The sequence below is a fragment of the Pseudorhodoferax soli genome (genome assembly GCF_003337555.1).
In the GTDB taxonomy this organism is placed as follows: domain Bacteria; phylum Pseudomonadota; class Gammaproteobacteria; order Burkholderiales; family Burkholderiaceae_C; genus Pseudorhodoferax; species Pseudorhodoferax soli.
Genome location: NZ_QPJK01000012.1, coordinates 127,769 through 142,889, shown reverse-complemented (window position 1 = coordinate 142,889; position 15,121 = coordinate 127,769). Strand labels below are relative to the sequence as shown.

Below are 15,121 nucleotides of genomic sequence, written 5' to 3'. Positions count from 1 at the left end.
CATGCGCAACGCGCATTCGCCACTGCCAGGGCCATGAGCCCCGCCGATTTTGATTTCGCCCACTGCCAGGCCGCCGTTGCCGGGGCGGTGCGGCCTGGACCAAGATGACCCTACCCGCCTCCGCCCCCGCCGTTCCTCATCCTGCAACCGCACTCCAGCCCGAGGACTTCGACCTGCTCGACGACTGGCTCGACACCCTGCGTGAGCAGGGCGTCGAGGCTCCGCAGTGGGAGCTGTGCGAGGGCTTCATGGCCGCGCTGGTGTGCTGCCGCAGCCCCGTGGCGCCGGCCGCCTACTGGCCGGTGCTGTTCGAATCGGACAAGCCGCTGGAGGAGCTGTTTCCCGATGCTGCCCTGCGCCGGCAGTTCGAGTCCCTGTGGGCGCGGCGCTGGCAGGAGATCGCCATTGCGCTGGACGCCGATGTCGAGCGCCTGGACGACGAACGCGCGTACTGCCCGCAGGTGCTGGACGTGCGCAGCGCCATGGCGCAGCTGGAGCCCAAGGCGCGTGCCGAGGCCCTGGCCCTGCCGGACGCCGACGAAACTGCGCTGGCCGAGGCACTGACGCAGCTGCCGTCCTTCGCCCAGCTGTGGGCGCTGGGCTTCATGCTCGTGGTGGAAAGCTGGCCGGACGACTGGCTGGCGCCCAGCCGCGAGAAAGACATTGCCCGCACCATCGACGATGCCCTGGGCAACGTGGCCGCGCTGTGCGAGGACGACGAAGGCCCGCTGGAGGTGTCGGCCTATGTCGGCGACGATGGCGAGGACGGCCCGCCCAGCATGTCGGCCGACCGCCTGGAGTCCTTCGGCGAAGCCGTCTGGGCGGTCTACGACCTGCGCGCCGCCGGCCTGGCGTTGGGCCCCCGCGTGAGCCAGGTGCGCCACGACCAGCCCCAGCCAGGCCGCAACGATGCCTGCCCCTGCGGCAGCGGCAAGAAGTTCAAGAAGTGCCATGGCGCTGCCGACTGAGCGCCCGCGCCAGCTGCCAGCGCACTGAAGCGCCCGCCATTCCGTTTCTTCGCCTGCCGAGGTCTGCACCGTGCTGTCTCCCCGTGCCATCGATGCCGTCATCACCTTCCGCAACAGCCAGGGGGAGGTCGTCCGCGGGGTGCTGACCAACCACCAGCGGCGTTCGCTGGTGATGGAGATCTACAACCCCTATTCCATCGTCCAGGTCAGCGAGGTGCTCAGCGAGCTGACCGTGCGCGCGGGCGAGCGACCGGTCTACCGCGGCAAGGCCGTGGTGGTGAGCCTGCTCAACACCGGGCTGATGGCGGTGGTCTCGGTCACGCTGATCGACGAGTGGGACGAGCTGGCCGTGCTGGGCCACGACCCGGCCTCGTTCTCGCAGCAGGCCCGGGCCTTCGTCGACGAGTGGAACCAGCGCTTCCACATCGGCGAGTCCTACCAGGTTGCCGTGAGCGAGTTGCGCGCCTACCTGTCCGACGTGTCGCGCTGGGTCGACCAGGCCGACATGTCCGCCACGCTGCCCAAGGACGCCGAGGGCAAGCTGCGCAAGGACGTGTTCTTCGAGATCGCCGAGCCGCTGATGCTGCGCACCCGCGACTACTTCGACCGGCTCGAAGAGGTGGCAAGCGCGGTGCCTGCGCCATTGCAGACCAGCCACCGCAGCTTCGCCCAGACCGCCATCCACCCGCTGATCCTGCGTGCGCCCTTCGTCTACCGCACGTTTGCCAAGCCCCTGGGTTATGCCGGCGACTACCAGATGGTCAACCAGATGCTGCAAGACCCGCGCGACGGCGCCAGCACCTACTTCCAGATCATCAACACCTTCTTCTTGAACGCACCGGTTGCCACGGCGCACCGCAACCGCATCGACATCCTGGTGGACAGCTTGTCGTCGCTGACCGAACGGCCGGGCAACGAAGGGCCGGTGCGCATTCTGAACGTGGGCTGCGGACCAGCGGTCGAGATCCAGCGCCTCATTGCGCAGCATCCATCGCCCGAGCGCTTCATCTTCACGCTCATGGATTTCAGCGAGGAAACGCTGGCCTATACGCGTTCCATGATCGACCAGGCGTGCGCCCGACGTGGCGTGCGCGTCGAGGTGGAGTTCGTCCATGAATCGGTCCACAACCTGCTCAAACGCAGTTCCGGCGCACGCCAGTTGCCAGAGACACCGTTCGATTTCGTCTACTGCGCAGGCCTTTTCGACTACCTCTCAGACAAGGTGTGCAACCGCCTGCTCGAATACTTCGTCGCTCGCACGCGTCCCCAAGGCGAAGTGCTGGTGACCAACGTGCACGAGCGCAATCCCGACCGCAATGTGATGGAGCATGTGCTGGAATGGCACTTGATCTACCGCGACGAGGCCGGCATGCGGGCGGTGGCGCCCGAGCGTTCAAGCGTCGAGCAACTGTGGACCGACCCCACCGGTGTGAACGTCTTCATGCGCCTGGCCGCGTTGCCTGCCTCTGCCCATTGAGCTGCGATGGACGCCGCGCCACAGCTGACGACCGCGCTGAAGGTCGACTACGAGACAGAACTGTCCGAGTTCCGCCTGGCCTACAGCCGCGCCGGCTGCATCGTGGCGTGCGTGTTGGTGCCCGGTGGCGTGGGCCTGGACATGGCGTTCTATCCGGGATCCGTGCTGCCCCTGGGCGTGGCGCGCGGCGTGACCACCATCGTGCTCGGCTTGCTGCTGGCGTTGCTGTACTCGCGCTTCGCCGACAAGTATGTGCGCGCCATCACGGTGGCATGGCTGCTGTTGCCGCAGATCATGATCGTCTGGATGATCTACCGGACCGACGGGGCCTTGTCGCCCTACGTCTTCGGGCTGAGCCTGGCCCTGTACGCATCCGGCATTGTCATGCCGATCGGTTTGATGCAGTCGGTCGGCCTGGGCGCATTCACCTGCGTCGCCTATTTCCTGGCGGGCTTGCTGCATCTGCATGCTCCTGTGCCAGGGGGGGCGCTTATAGGCAACACCATCTTCTTGCTGTTTTCGGCGACGGCCTCGTCGGTGTGCACGGTCTTCAACGAACGCGCCAGGCTCAAGCTGTTCGCGCTGAAGCGCGAGGTGGCGGAGAAGAACGCCACGCTGCAAAGCACCAACCATGCCCTGGCCCAGATCAAGGGCATGATGATGCAACAGGAGAAGATGGCCGCCCTGGGCACGCTGTCGGCCGGGCTGCTGCACGAGGTCAACAACCCCGTCAACTACAGCATGATGGCGCTCAACATGGCGCTGATGGACCCGGCCGTGGCCGCCAGCGCCGAGCTCAAGGAAAGTCTGACCGACGCCAAGGACGGCATGCTGCGCGTGCAGAGCATCGTGAGCGACCTCAAGACCTTCGCCTACCAGAAGCCCGGCGGCGACAGCGAACGCATCTTCCTGTTCGAGAAAGCGCTGCGCTCGGCGCTACGGCTCACCGGCTTCGAATTGAAGGGCGTGGACATCGAGACCGATCTGCCGCTGGACACCCATGTGCGTGGTGACGAGCCTGCCGTCATCGGCGTGCTCGTGAACCTGCTCGGCAATGCGGCGCTGGCACTGCACAAGGCCGCACAACGCCGTGCGGGCCTGGAGCCGCAGATCGTGGTCCGGGCCGAGCGCCAGGGAGCGCGGCTGTTCGTGCACGTGCGCGACAACGGCACCGGCATCGCGAGGGAGAACCTGGAGCGCGTGTTCGAGCCCTTCTTCACCACGCGCGAGGTGGGGCAGGGCCTGGGCCTGGGCCTGGCCGTCTGCTATGCCATCGTGCAGCGCCACGGTGGGCACCTCACGGTGGCCAGCGAAGAGGGCGCGTGGACCGAGTTCCGCTTCGACCTGGCCCTGGCCACCGCCGATGCTGCGGCTGACCCGGGCGCTCCATCCACCGCCATCCCGCCACCCGCGGCCCTGGGCGCGCCGGCCGGCGCAGTCCCGGCCTGAGGCACAGCCCCGCCATGCACGCCGCGCCCATGGAACCGGAAGCCGACACCGTCCTCGTGGTCGACGACGAGGCGCTCGCGCGCAAGTGGTTCAGCCGCACCTACGCCAACGAGTTCCGCATCGAGACCGTGGCCAGCGTCGACGAGGCACTGCAGCTGCTGGGCCGCAGCGGCCACCGCATCGCCGTGGTCGTCACCGACTACCGCATGCCGCAGCGCACCGGCCTGGAGCTGCTGCAGGAGCTGCAGCGCCAGCACCGGCACCTGGTGCCGCTGCTGTGCACGGCCTATGCCGACACCGATTTGGCGATCGCCGCCGTCAACGAAGGCCGCGTGTTCCGCATCCTGCAGAAGCCGCTGGAGGAAGCGGCTGCACGCCAGGCGCTGCGCGATGCGCTGGCCTGGCACCGCCACCGCACGCGCGAAAGCGCGCTGCACGAGAGCCGCGTCCTGGCCATGCGCGAGACGCTGGGTTTCCTCGCGCACGAGCTCAACACCCCGCTGGGCACCGTGCGCGGCTACATGGCGGCGCTGCGCGACCGCTACGCGGCCCAGGCGTCGGGCGAAGGCCGGGCGGTCTTCAACGAGCACCGCGCGGGCGAGGTGATCGCCGCGATCGATTCGGCCGAGCGGCGCGCGCTGTACTGCCAGTCGCTGGTGGCCAGCTTCGTGCAGTCCGCGCGCGACGCCTTGCCTGGCGCTGTGGAACCGCCCCTGTACGCTGGCGCGCTGACCCGCGCGCTGCTGGCCGAGTACCCCTTCGAGGGCGAGGAGCGCGACTGCGTGGCGCTGGAGCCGCGGCAGGATTTCCGCCTGCCCGGCCGCCGCGACCTGCTGTACCTGGTGCTGTGCACGCTCACCAAGAACGCGCTGCTCGCCTTGCGCGGCGTCGCCAGGCCGCAGCTGCGCATCGAGTTCGGCCGGACGCCGCAGGCGGAGCCGTCGCGCAGCGCCTGGATCCGCTTCATCGACAACGGCTGCGGCATCGCACCCGACATCCTCGCGCGGCTGACACTGGAGCCGCTGACCACGCGCGCCGCCAGTGGTGGCAATGGCATGGGCCTGGTGTTCTGCCGGCGCGTCGTCCAGGCCGCCGGCGGCGGCATCGCCATCCACTCCGAACCCGGACAGGGCTGCACCGTCACCCTGACCTTCCCGAGCACCGAGGACGCCAGAACATGAGCAAGCAACCCCAGAAAATCCTGTACGTGGACGACGAAGTCATGGCGCTGAAGTACTTCGAGCGCCTCGTCTCTCCCCTGGCCCCGGTCCTCACGGCCTCCTCGGTCGAGGCCGGCAAGGCCATGCTGGCCGAGCATGCCGACGAGATCGCCGTGCTGGTGTCCGACCAGCGCATGCCCGGCGCCTACGGCAACGAGCTGCTGCGCCACGCGCACGACAACCACCCCAACATCGTGCGCATGCTGACCACGGCCTACTCCGAACTCGGCGAGGCCATCGAGGCCATCAACTCCGGCCACATCTACCGCTACATCACCAAGCCCTGGGACCTGGAGAGCCTGCGCGCCGACCTCAAGAACGCGCTGGAACTGGCCGCGCTGCGCAGCGAACGCGACATGCTGCTGCGCGAAAAGCTGATGGTCCAACAGCAGCAGTTGCTGGCCGAGCGCGTGACCCAGCTGGTGGTGGCCTGCGCCGGCTTCGTGCGGCCCGACCATGCGCCGCGCGTCGAGGCCTTCCTGCAGTCCGCAAGCGTGCTGGGTTGCCGCTCGCCCGCGATCGACTGGCACAGCACCGACCACGCCGACCTGATGCAGGCCGAGACAGCGCGCAGCATCGCCATCGGCACCGAACTGGCCGCCTGGGGCCGCTGGTTCGCCGACCAGGGCAGCGCGCGCCCGCCGCTGGCGGTGCTCGACGAAGCGCTGGCCGGCGCCTCGGAGATCCACGAAGGCAAGCTGATCGTGCGCGACCGTGCGGCGCTGGTCTGGCCGCTGGAGGCGACCACGGCGGCGCCCGTCACCGCCGCCGGCACGGCCTGGCTGGCCTGGCTGCTGTGGACCGAGGGCAGCGCCACGCTGCAGCCCCACGGCGAAGGCCGCTGGCTGGTGGTGCCGGGTGCGTTGCCGCCGCCCGAGAGACTGCGGCGCGACTGGATGGCCGCGGCCATCGAGCGCATCGGGCAGGCCCGCTGACTCAGGCTGGCGCGCGCGCCTGCACCGTGCCCGCGGCGCGCGCGAAGAGGCCGGCACCCAGGTGGTGCAAGGTCTGCAGGTCGGCGTTGTCGTCGCGAAACGACCAATGCCCGTCCGCGAACACACGCGGATCGGCGGCCGCAGCCATCACCTCACCGAAGCAGGTGTCGTAGGCCGTCTCGGTGTGGCGTTCGGGGATCAGCCGGCATTCCAGCCAGCCGACGCAGCCCTCTTCGAGCACCGGCATGCCCAGCACCGGGCCGCTGGCCGCCACGATGCCGTGGCGTGCGAACTTGTCGGCCTCGCGCCCGCTGGTGCTGCCCACGGCATACGCCAGGTCCGCCAGCAGGGCGCCCGGAATGCACAGCGCGAACGCACCGCTGGCCATGACCAGTTCGCGCGTGAAGGTGCTCTTGTCGATCACCACCGCGATGCGCGGCGGCGTGAACTCCACGGGCATGGACCAGGCCGCCGCCATCACGTTGCGGCGCCCGCCATGCGCGCTGGTCACGAGCACCGTGGGCCCGTGGTTGATCAACCGGCTCGCGTGGTGCAGGGCGACCGGCTTCATTTGAGCCATTTCGCGGCGGCCTCGCGCACCGCACCGCGGCTGTCCACGAGCTCCCAGGCGAAGCGCAGCACGCGCAGGTAGTCGGCGTCGTCGGTCGGCGCCATGAAGCCCAGGGTGTTGACGGGCGTCAGCGGTGCGTCGATGAAGGCCGCGTACAGCCGCGGATCGGTGCGTGCGTAGTGCAGCGCCTCGTAGGTCTCGGTGATCATCACGTCGCCCTTGCCTTCGGCGATCAGGGCGGGGATCTCGGCGTTCTTGTCGTGCGTGCTGACCTGGGCGGCCGTGAGGTTCTGCAGCACATAGGCCTCGTTGGTGCCGCCCGGGTTCTTGATCACGCGCACGCCGGCCTGGTTCAGGCTCTCGCGCGTGCGGAACCTGTCCTTGTCGGCCGCGCGCACCAGCGCCACCTTGCCGAAGGGCGCATAGCCCGGCAGCATGTCGACCTGGCGCAGCCGCGTCACGTTGCGCGTGATGCCGCCCACGGCCACGTCGAACCTGTCGGCCTGGATGTCCTTCATGAGGTTGGGCCAGCTGGTCGGCACGTACTCGACCTTGGCACCCAGCTCCTTGGCCATGGCCTCGATGAGGTCGATGTCGTGGCCGCTGTAGCCGGTGTCGGTCTTGATCGCGAACGGCCGGTAGTCGCCCGGCGTGCCCACGCGCAGCGTCTTGCTCTCCACGATCTTGTCCAGCCGCGGGCCGGCCTGGGCCGTGGCCAGAAAGGCGGAAGCGGCCAGCACGGCGGCCCCGAAGAGGGCCTGCATCAGGGGCTTGCGTTGCATCATGTCTGTTCCTGGTGGATCGAGCGGCGCATCGTACCGGCTCCGGGCCCGGCGCGATGCGAGACTCGGGCCCTGCTTTCCTCCACCCACCACGCCCATGAAGACACTGCTTCTTGCCACCTCCTTCGTGCTCGCCGCGCTGCCGGCGCTTGCCCAGCAGAATTGCGACAAGCCGCGCGACGACTTCGACGGGCTGTACTGCCTGAACAAGGTCTACATCGAGACCGATGCCGAACTCAACCAGGCCTACAAGGACCTCGCGCCGCGCCTGCAGGCGGACGGGCGCGCAAAGCTCAAGGAAACCCAGCTGGCCTGGATCGAGGAGCGCAATGCCGCCTGCTCCAGGCGCATCGATTCCGGCTTCTATGTGAACCTGTCCTGCGCCACGCGGACCACGCGCAAGCGCCTGGAGTTCCTGCAGGAGCGCGCGCGCGAATGCCGCAGCGCTGGCTGCCAGCCGAGCAAGTTCTAACGGGCGCTGAACAGCCCGTTCAGCTCCGCGCCCGTGGCCGCGCCCGCGAAGCCGTCGAAGCGGCCGTGCTGGGCCAGGTCCTTGGCGGCGCGCATGAAGCCACCCCAGGCTGCGCGCGCCAGGCCGCCGCCCACGCTGACGCGGCGCACACCCAGCGCTGCGATCTCGGCCATGGTCATCTCGAAGGTGCCGCCCACGAGCAGGTTGACCGGCTTGGGCGCGACGGCGGCCACCACGGCCGCGATCTGCTCGCGCGTGCGGATGCCGGGCGCGTACAGGCAGTCGGCGCCAGCGGCGGCATAGGCGCGCAGCCGGGCCAGCGTGTCGTCCAGGTCGGGCCGGCCGACGATGAAGTTCTCGGCACGGCCGACCAGCAGTGTGTCGCCGCCGGCCGCATCGATGGTGGCGCGCGCCGCAGCCAGGCGCGCCACGGCCACGTCCAGCGGGTACTGCGGATCGGCCGCGCTGCCCGTGCCGTCCTCGATCGACAGGCCGGCCACGCCGGTCGCGACGGCCAGGCGCACGCTCTCGGCCACGTCCTCGGGCGTGTCGCCGTAGCCGTCCTCGAAGTCGGCGTTCACGGGCAGTTCGGTGGCGGCCACGATCTCGCGCAGGTGGGCCAGCACGGCATCGCGCGGCATCGCGCCGTCGGCTTCTGCGTGCGACCAGGCGTGCCCTGAACTGGTGGACGCCAGGGCCTGGAATCCCAGGCTTTCGAGATAGCGTGCGCTGCCGCGGTCCCAGGGGTTGGGAAGCACGAAGCAGCCCGCACGGTGCAGGGCATGGAAGGCGGCGCGTTTCTCGGCGGTGCTGCGGGGCATGTGGCGGTCTCCTGGGATGTGGGCCGGCGCCGCCAGGGGCTTTGCGGGTCGGCGCGTGTGGCGCGGCTATGGTCGCAGAACCTGGGCCGCCACGGTCCGGCTTTTGGGAAGGGCTGCCATGCGACGACGACATCTCACCGCGGCCGGTGCCGCACTTGCCATTGCGGCCCTGCCGGCGCTGGCGCAGCCCTGGCCCGCGCTGGGCCCGGACGCCGCCGTGCTGTTCCGCCATGCCGACGCACCGGGCACAGGCGATCCGCCGCAGTTCCGCCTCGGCGACTGCGGCACGCAGCGCAATCTCGGCGAGCGCGGCCGTGCGCAGGCGCAGGAACTCGGCGCGCGCTTTCGTGCCCGCGGCGTTACCGTGGGCCAGGTGCTGAGCAGCCAGTGGTGCCGCACCCTGGACACGGCCGAACTGGCTTTCCCGGGCCGTGTGCAGCCGGCGCCGGTCTTCAACTCCTTCTTCAACGAGGACGCGGCCCAGTCCGCGCGCCAGACCGCGGCTGCGCGCGCCGTGCTGGCAGCCTGGCGCGGGCCCGGCGTGCTGGTGGTGGTCACGCACCAGGTCAACATCACGGCACTGACAGGGGTCTTCCCGGCGTCGGGCGAGGGCATCGTGGTGCGCGCCGCGCCTGGGGGCGCGCTGGAGGTCGTGGGGCGGCTGCCGCCCTGAAGGTGGCGGTGGCTACCTGCCGCTGAACCGCGCCGTGCGCCGCTCCACGAAGGCGCGCACACCTTCCGCCGCATCCTCGCTGTTGGCCAGGCCCTTCTGCACCGTGATGAACTCGCCGACCGCCGCGGCCACGCCTTCCTCCACGGTCTTGCGCACCGACAGCCGCGTGGCCACCACCGCCAGCGGTGCCTGCGCCGCGATGGCGTCGGCAATGCGCAAGGCCTCGGTCAGTTGCTGGCCGGCCGGCACCACCTTCTGCACGAAGTTCAGCCGCAGCGCCTCGGCCGCGTCGAACACGTCGGCCGTCAGCAGGTGCAGCAGCGCGTTGCCGCTGCCGGCGCGCTCGGCCATGCGCAGCGTGGCGCCGCCCGTGGCCATGATGCCGCGCTGCACCTCCAGCTGCGAGAAGCGGCAGTCGTCCGCCGCCACCACGATGTCGGCCGCCAGCATCAGTTCGATGCCCAGCGTGTAGGTGATGCCCTGCACCGCCACCACCATGGGCTTGGTGCGTCGGCGGTACTGCGGCATGCCCAGGTCCACCGGATCGACCAGGCCGTCGGGGATGGCCTTCTCGCCGCGCTGCATCAGCGGCGCGAAGCTGGGCAGGTCGAGCCCCGCGGTGAAGTGCGCGCCCAGCGCATGCAGCACGCCCACGCGCAGGGCCGGGTCGTCGTCCAGCCGCGTGTAGGCCTCGGCCAGCTGGTGCTGCATGGCGGGCGTGAAGCCGTTGCGCTTGGCCGGCCGGTCGATGCCGATCAGCAGGATGTGGCCACGCTGCTCGGTCACGATGCGGCCTTCGGCCGGGGTGCTTGTCTCCGTCATGGGGGTCCTCCTTGGTCCCCCATTCTGGGGCGCGACGGGCTCAGTACGTGTACACCCCGCGACCCGTCTTGCGGCCCAGGCGGCCGGCGGCCACCATCTCCTTGAGCAGCGGGCAGGGGCGGTACTTGCTGTCGCCGTACTCCTCCAGGTAGACGTTCATGACGGCCAGGCACACGTCCAGGCCGATCATGTCGGCCAGCGCCAGCGGGCCGATGGGCTGGTTGCAGCCCAGCTTCATGCCGGCGTCGATGTCCTCGGCCGTGGCCAGGCCCTCGGCCAGCACGAAGAAGGCCTCGTTGATCATCGGCACCAGGATGCGGTTGACGACGAAGCCCGGTGCGTTCTTCACCGTGATGGGCGACTTGCCCAGCGCCAGCGCGAGCGCGTGCACGGCAGCGTGGGTCTCGTCGCTGGTCTGCAGGCCGCGGATGATCTCCACCAGCGCCATCATCGGCACGGGGTTGAAGAAGTGCATGCCGATGAACTTCTCGGGCCGGCCGGTGGCGGCCGCCATCTTGGTGATGCTGATCGACGAGGTGTTCGACGCGATCAGCGTCTCGGGCGGCAGCACGGCTTCGGCCTGCTTCAAGATCTTGAGCTTGAGCTCGTAGTTTTCGGTCGCGGCCTCGATCACCAGTTGCGCGGCCGCCAGGTCGGCGTAGTCGGTGCTGGTCTTGATGCGCGCGAGCGCGGCATCCTTGTCGGCCGCAGTGATCTTGTCCTTCTTGATCAGCCGGTCCAGGCTGCCGGCCACGGTGGCCAGGCCCTTGGCGACGGCCGCGTCCGAGATGTCGACCATGACGACGTCGACGCCGCTGGTGGCGCAGGCCTGGGCGATGCCGTTGCCCATGGTGCCGGCGCCGATGATGCCGACGGTGCGGATGGGGGTGCTCATTGGGGAACTCCTGGGATGGGGATGGAAGGTGGCAGGCTGCGGTATCGTGGCCGCGTGGAAGGCAGGCCGGGCCTGCTGTGTCGCAGCATCATAAATGTTCGATTTCGTGGTTGTGGGGGGTGGCGCCACCGGCTACGGCCTGGCATTGCGGCTGGCCGCGGACGCGGACGCGGCCGCGCAGGTCGCGCTCATCGAGGCCGGCCCGCTCTGGTCGCGGCGCCGGCCGCGCCCGGCCTGGCGCTGGCCCACGGTGGCGCAGCCGGGCCTCAATGGCCGCGCCGTCGCGCTGGTGGCCGGCAAGGGCCTGGGCGGTGCGGCCGCCTGGGGCGGCGCCGCCGAGCCGCCGCCCGCACCCGGCACGCTCACGGTCTTGACCGACGCGCTGGCCGTGCGTGTGCTGCTGCAGGGCCGGCGCGCCACGGGTGTGGAGTTCCACCGTGCCGGCCTCGTGCAGCAGCTGCAGGCCAGCCGCGCCATCGTGCTGTGCGCCGGCGCGCTGCCATCGCCGCTGCTGCTGATGCGCTCCGGCATCGGGCCGCACGCCGAGCTGGTGGCCGGCAACGTGGCCACGCGGCACGACCTGCCTGGCGTGGGGCAGGGCTTGCAGGTGCCCGTGCATGTGGCGGTGCCACTGCGGCGCGCGGCGCTGGCCTTGCACCGCCCGGCCGCGTCCGTGCACCTCGCGCTGGAACAGCCCGCCAGCCGTGGCCGGCTGCGCCTGGAGGGCAAGGACCCCTACCAGCCGCCCCGGCTCGACCCGGACCTGCTCAGCGAGCGCGACGACCTCGAGGCCCTCCTGCATCAGGCGCGCCTGGCGCTGGAGGGGCTCGGTGCGCAAGGCTTGCGCGCAGCACGCCCGTGGGCGGGCCCGCTGTCCGACCTGGCGCTGGAGCGGCTGCTGCGCGAACGCGCCGAGCCGGGGCCCGGCGTGGCCGGCGGCTGCCGCCAGGGCGACGGCCCGCTGGCCGTGGTCGACGCGCAGCTGGCCGTGCAGGGCATCGCGGGTTTGTACGTCGCCGACGCTTCGGTGCTCACGCAGCTGCCGGCCGACGGCCAGGCCGTGGCCGCGCTCGTCGGGCCATTGGCGCAGCGGCTGCTGTCCGGCTGAGCGGCGTCAGGCCTTTCGACCGGCGGCCAGCGAATCGATGATGGGACAGTCCGGCCGGTCGTCGCCATGGCAGCACTGCACGAGGTGCTGCAGCGTGGACTTCATGGCCTGCAACTCCGCGAGCTTGGCATCGAGTTCCGCCAAGTGGGCCTGGGCCAGCGCCTTGACGTGGCGGCTCGGGCGCTTGCGGTCCCACCACAGGCCCAGCAGTTCGCGGATCTGTTCGAGCGAGAAGCCCAGGTCGCGCGACTGGCGGATGAAGCGCAGCGTGCCGATCTCCTTGTCGCCATAGAGCCGGTAGCCGCTCTCGCTGCGCGCGGCTTCGGGGAACAGGCCCACGCTTTCGTAGTGGCGGATCATCTTGGCCGACACACCCGTGGCCTTCGCGGCCTCGCCAATGTTCATCATGGCGCACTCCGGTGGACCAGGGCGGCCGCAGGCGGCGTGTCCTGGCGTTGTTCGACGCTGCGCCAGCGGCGCAGCAGCAGCGCATTGCCGACCACGCTGACGCTGGACAGCGCCATCGCGCCGCCGGCGATCACCGGGTTCAGCAGCCCCAGCGCCGCCAGCGGAATGCCCAGCGCGTTGTAGCCGAAGGCCCACCAGAGGTTCTGGCGGATCTTGGCGCTGGTGCGGCGCGACAGGTCCAGCGCATCGGCCACCAGGCGCAGGTCGCCACGCATGAGCGTGATGTCGGCCGTCTCGGTCGCCACGTCGGCGCCGCCGGCCATGGCGAAGCCGCAGGAGGCCGCCGCCAGCGCGGGCCCGTCGTTGAGCCCGTCGCCGACGAAGGCCACGACCTGGCCGGCGTCGCGCTCGCGCTGCACCACCTCGGCCTTCTGCTCGGGCAGCATCTCGGCCTGCACGCGCGTGATGCCCAGTGCCTGGCCCACGGCCTCGGCCGCGCCGCGGTTGTCGCCGGTCAGCATCAGCGTCTGGATGCCCAGTGCGCGCAGCCGTGCGATGGCCGCTGCCGCCGAGGGCTTGATGGTGTCGCCGAAGGCCAGCAGGCCCAGCACGCGGTCGGTGTCGAGCAGCCAGGAGACGGTGCGGCCGGCCTGCTCCAACTGCTCTGCCTCGGCGGCCAGCGCGCCTGCATCGAGCCCGCGTTCGCGCAGCAGCCGCGTGCTGCCCAGCGCCAGCAGCCGGCCCTCTACCGTGCCCTGCACGCCGCGGCCGGGCAGGGCGCGCGCGTCCTGCACGGCCGGCACGTCCAGGCCCTGGGCGCGTTCGCGCACTGCCAGTGCCAGCGGGTGGCTGCTGCTGGCCTGCAAGGCCGCAGCCTGGCGCAGCACGGCCTCGAGCGCCAGGCCGGCGGCGGGCCGCACGGCAGCCAACGCGGGCTTGCCCTCGGTCAGCGTGCCGGTCTTGTCGAAGGCCACGAGCGTGACGGCGTGCGCCGTCTCCAGCGCCTGCGCGTCCTTGATCAGGATGCCATGGCGCGCCGCCACGCCCGTGCCGGCCATGATGGCCGTGGGCGTGGCCAGGCCCAGCGCACAAGGGCAGGCGATCACGAGCACGGCCACGGCGTTGACGAGGGCCTGTTCCCAGTCGCCGCTGACCAGCACCCAGCCGACCAGGGTGGCCAGCGCGATGACCAGCACCACGGGCACGAACACGGCGCTCACGCGGTCCACGAGGCGCTGGATCGGCGCCTTGGCAGCCTGGGCCGACTCGACCATGCGGATGATGCGCGACAGCTGGGTCTCCGCGCCCACGGCCAGCGTGCGCACTTCCAGCGCGCCTTCGGCGTTGATGGCGCCGCCTGTCACGCGCTCGCCCGGGCCCTTGGCCACGGGCAGGCTCTCGCCGGTCAGCAGCGATTCGTCCACATGGGTCTGGCCCAGCACGATCTCGCCGTCGACGGCGATGCGGTCGCCTGGCCGCACCAGCACCAGGTCGCCCACCACCAGCTGCTCGACGGCGATGTCCTGCTCCACGCCGTCCCGGCGCACACGCGCCTGGGTCGGCCGCAAGGCGTTGAGCGCGCGGATCGCGTCCAGCGTCTGGCGCTTGGCGCGCTGCTCCAGCCACTTGCCCAGCAGCACCAGCGTGATGACGGCGGCCGACGCTTCGAAGTACAGGTGCGGCGCGCTCCCATGCCCGGCATGGCCGGCGGACTGCCAGAGCAGGTACAGCGACAGGCCGAAGGCCGCCGAGGTGCCCAGGGCGACCAGCAGGTCCATGTTGCCGCTGCGGGCACGCAGGGCGGCCCAGCCGGCCCGGTAGAAGCGCGCGCCGAGCCAGAACTGCACCGGCGTGGCCAGCAGCAGCTGCACCCAGCCCGGCGGCATCCAGTGCCAGCCGAAGGGCTGGCCGAGCATGGGTGCCAGCATGGGCAGCGTGAGCGCCGCCGCCACGGCCACGGGCCACCAGGGCGCACCGGCCGGCTCGGCTGCGGCACGCGCATCGCCCAGCGCACGGGCCGGATAACCGGCCGCAGCGGTGGCCGCGAGCAGGGCCTGCGGCGCCACGGTGGACAGGGCCTGCACCGTGGCCTGCTCGCTGGCCAGGTTGACGGACGCCTCGATCACGCCGGGCACGCGGCGCAGCGCCTTCTCCACGCGGCCCACGCAGGAGGCGCAGGTCATGCCCTCGATCTGCAGGCGGTGTTCGGCAGTGGCCACGCCGTAGCCGGCCTGGCCCACGGCCTCCACGAGGGCCATGAGCGGCTGCGCATCGGCGCCAGCGTGTACCGTGGCCTGCTCGGTCGCGAGGTTGACCTCGGCCTGCGCCACGCCCGGCACGGCGCGCAGCGCCTTCTCGACACGGCCCACGCAGGAAGCGCAGCTCATGCCCTCGATCTGCAGGCGCAGCGTGGAATCAGTGGTGGTGATGGAAGCCATGGCAGCATTGTCCGGCTTGCCATGATGGGAAGGTCAAGCAACCCCAGCGGCGATTCCATCTCGGCATCAGGGGCATGCCGGT

At 70.7% G+C, this 15,121-nt stretch carries 15 protein-coding genes; 8 read left to right on the top strand and 7 right to left on the bottom strand.

All coding sequences use genetic code 11. The features are described from left to right. Positions 1-104 precede the first annotated feature (104 nt). From DES41_RS32535 to DES41_RS39435, 5 genes are all read left to right on the top strand, one after another. Positions 105-968 carry a YecA/YgfB family protein gene (locus DES41_RS32535; protein WP_114471779.1) on the top strand — a complete coding sequence of 288 codons (864 nt, stop codon included), beginning with the start codon at positions 105-107 and terminating at the stop codon, positions 966-968. Positions 969-1,038: 70 nt separating this feature from the next. Beyond that, entirely contained in the window at positions 1,039-2,445 is a 1,407-nt protein-coding gene (locus DES41_RS32530; protein ID WP_114471778.1) for a class I SAM-dependent methyltransferase, read from the top strand. A 6-nt stretch (positions 2,446-2,451) separates the two neighbouring features. Beyond that, positions 2,452-3,894 carry a sensor histidine kinase gene (locus DES41_RS32525; RefSeq protein WP_114471777.1) on the top strand — a complete coding sequence of 481 codons (1,443 nt, stop codon included), beginning with the start codon at positions 2,452-2,454 and terminating at the stop codon, positions 3,892-3,894. A 14-nt stretch (positions 3,895-3,908) separates the two neighbouring features. Next, positions 3,909-5,075, top strand: a complete 1,167-nt coding sequence (locus DES41_RS32520) for a hybrid sensor histidine kinase/response regulator (RefSeq protein ID WP_245965970.1) — start codon at positions 3,909-3,911, stop codon at positions 5,073-5,075. Further along, positions 5,072-6,049, top strand: coding sequence for a response regulator (locus tag DES41_RS39435; RefSeq protein ID WP_114471776.1), 978 nt, complete (start codon positions 5,072-5,074; stop codon positions 6,047-6,049). The genes DES41_RS32520 and DES41_RS39435 overlap by 4 nt, the downstream gene beginning before the upstream one ends. A gap of 1 nt (position 6,050) precedes the next feature. On the opposite strand, the gene DES41_RS32510 is transcribed toward DES41_RS39435, so the two are convergent. Both DES41_RS32510 and DES41_RS32505 read right to left on the bottom strand, forming a co-directional pair. Then, positions 6,051-6,629: a flavin reductase family protein gene (locus DES41_RS32510; protein ID WP_114471775.1), complete on the bottom strand. Its 579-nt coding sequence runs from the start codon at positions 6,627-6,629 to the stop codon at positions 6,051-6,053. Continuing rightward, on the bottom strand, positions 6,617-7,405 hold the full coding sequence (locus tag DES41_RS32505) for a transporter substrate-binding domain-containing protein (protein ID WP_114471774.1): 789 nt from the start codon (positions 7,403-7,405) through the stop codon (positions 6,617-6,619). The genes DES41_RS32510 and DES41_RS32505 overlap by 13 nt, the downstream gene beginning before the upstream one ends. Positions 7,406-7,499: 94 nt before the next feature. Here DES41_RS32505 and DES41_RS32500 point away from each other — a divergent pair, with 94 nt between their 5' ends. Beyond that, complete coding sequence (locus DES41_RS32500; protein ID WP_114471773.1) at positions 7,500-7,874, top strand: lysozyme inhibitor LprI family protein; 375 nt, start codon at positions 7,500-7,502, stop codon at positions 7,872-7,874. Here the strand turns inward: DES41_RS32500 and DES41_RS32495 are convergent. After that, on the bottom strand, positions 7,871-8,695 hold the full coding sequence (locus tag DES41_RS32495; RefSeq protein ID WP_114471772.1) for an isocitrate lyase/PEP mutase family protein: 825 nt from the start codon (positions 8,693-8,695) through the stop codon (positions 7,871-7,873). The genes DES41_RS32500 and DES41_RS32495 overlap by 4 nt on opposite strands. 118 nt (positions 8,696-8,813) lie before the next feature. On the opposite strand from DES41_RS32495, the gene DES41_RS32490 reads away from it, so the two are divergent. Continuing rightward, positions 8,814-9,368, top strand: coding sequence for a histidine phosphatase family protein (locus tag DES41_RS32490; RefSeq protein ID WP_114471771.1), 555 nt, complete (start codon positions 8,814-8,816; stop codon positions 9,366-9,368). Positions 9,369-9,380: 12 nt separating this feature from the next. Here the strand turns inward: DES41_RS32490 and DES41_RS32485 are convergent, their stop codons facing one another. Together DES41_RS32485 and DES41_RS32480 are read right to left on the bottom strand one after the other, a co-directional pair. Next, positions 9,381-10,190: a crotonase/enoyl-CoA hydratase family protein gene (locus DES41_RS32485; RefSeq protein ID WP_114471770.1), complete on the bottom strand. Its 810-nt coding sequence runs from the start codon at positions 10,188-10,190 to the stop codon at positions 9,381-9,383. Positions 10,191-10,230: 40 nt separating this feature from the next. Then, the gene (locus DES41_RS32480) at positions 10,231-11,085 is read right to left on the bottom strand and encodes a 3-hydroxybutyryl-CoA dehydrogenase (RefSeq protein WP_114471769.1); all 855 of its coding nucleotides are present in this window, start codon (positions 11,083-11,085) and stop codon (positions 10,231-10,233) included. A gap of 94 nt (positions 11,086-11,179) precedes the next feature. Here DES41_RS32480 and DES41_RS32475 point away from each other — a divergent pair, with 94 nt between their 5' ends. Next, positions 11,180-12,193: a GMC oxidoreductase gene (locus DES41_RS32475; RefSeq protein ID WP_114471768.1), complete on the top strand. Its 1,014-nt coding sequence runs from the start codon at positions 11,180-11,182 to the stop codon at positions 12,191-12,193. 6 nt (positions 12,194-12,199) lie between these two features. Here DES41_RS32475 and cueR read toward each other — a convergent pair whose 3' ends face one another. Both cueR and DES41_RS32465 read right to left on the bottom strand, forming a co-directional pair. After that, positions 12,200-12,598, bottom strand: a complete 399-nt coding sequence (cueR, locus tag DES41_RS32470; RefSeq protein ID WP_114471874.1) for a Cu(I)-responsive transcriptional regulator — start codon at positions 12,596-12,598, stop codon at positions 12,200-12,202. After that, the gene (locus DES41_RS32465) at positions 12,598-15,039 is read right to left on the bottom strand and encodes a heavy metal translocating P-type ATPase (protein WP_114471767.1); all 2,442 of its coding nucleotides are present in this window, start codon (positions 15,037-15,039) and stop codon (positions 12,598-12,600) included. The genes cueR and DES41_RS32465 overlap by 1 nt, the downstream gene beginning before the upstream one ends. Positions 15,040-15,121: the final 82 nt, after the last annotated feature.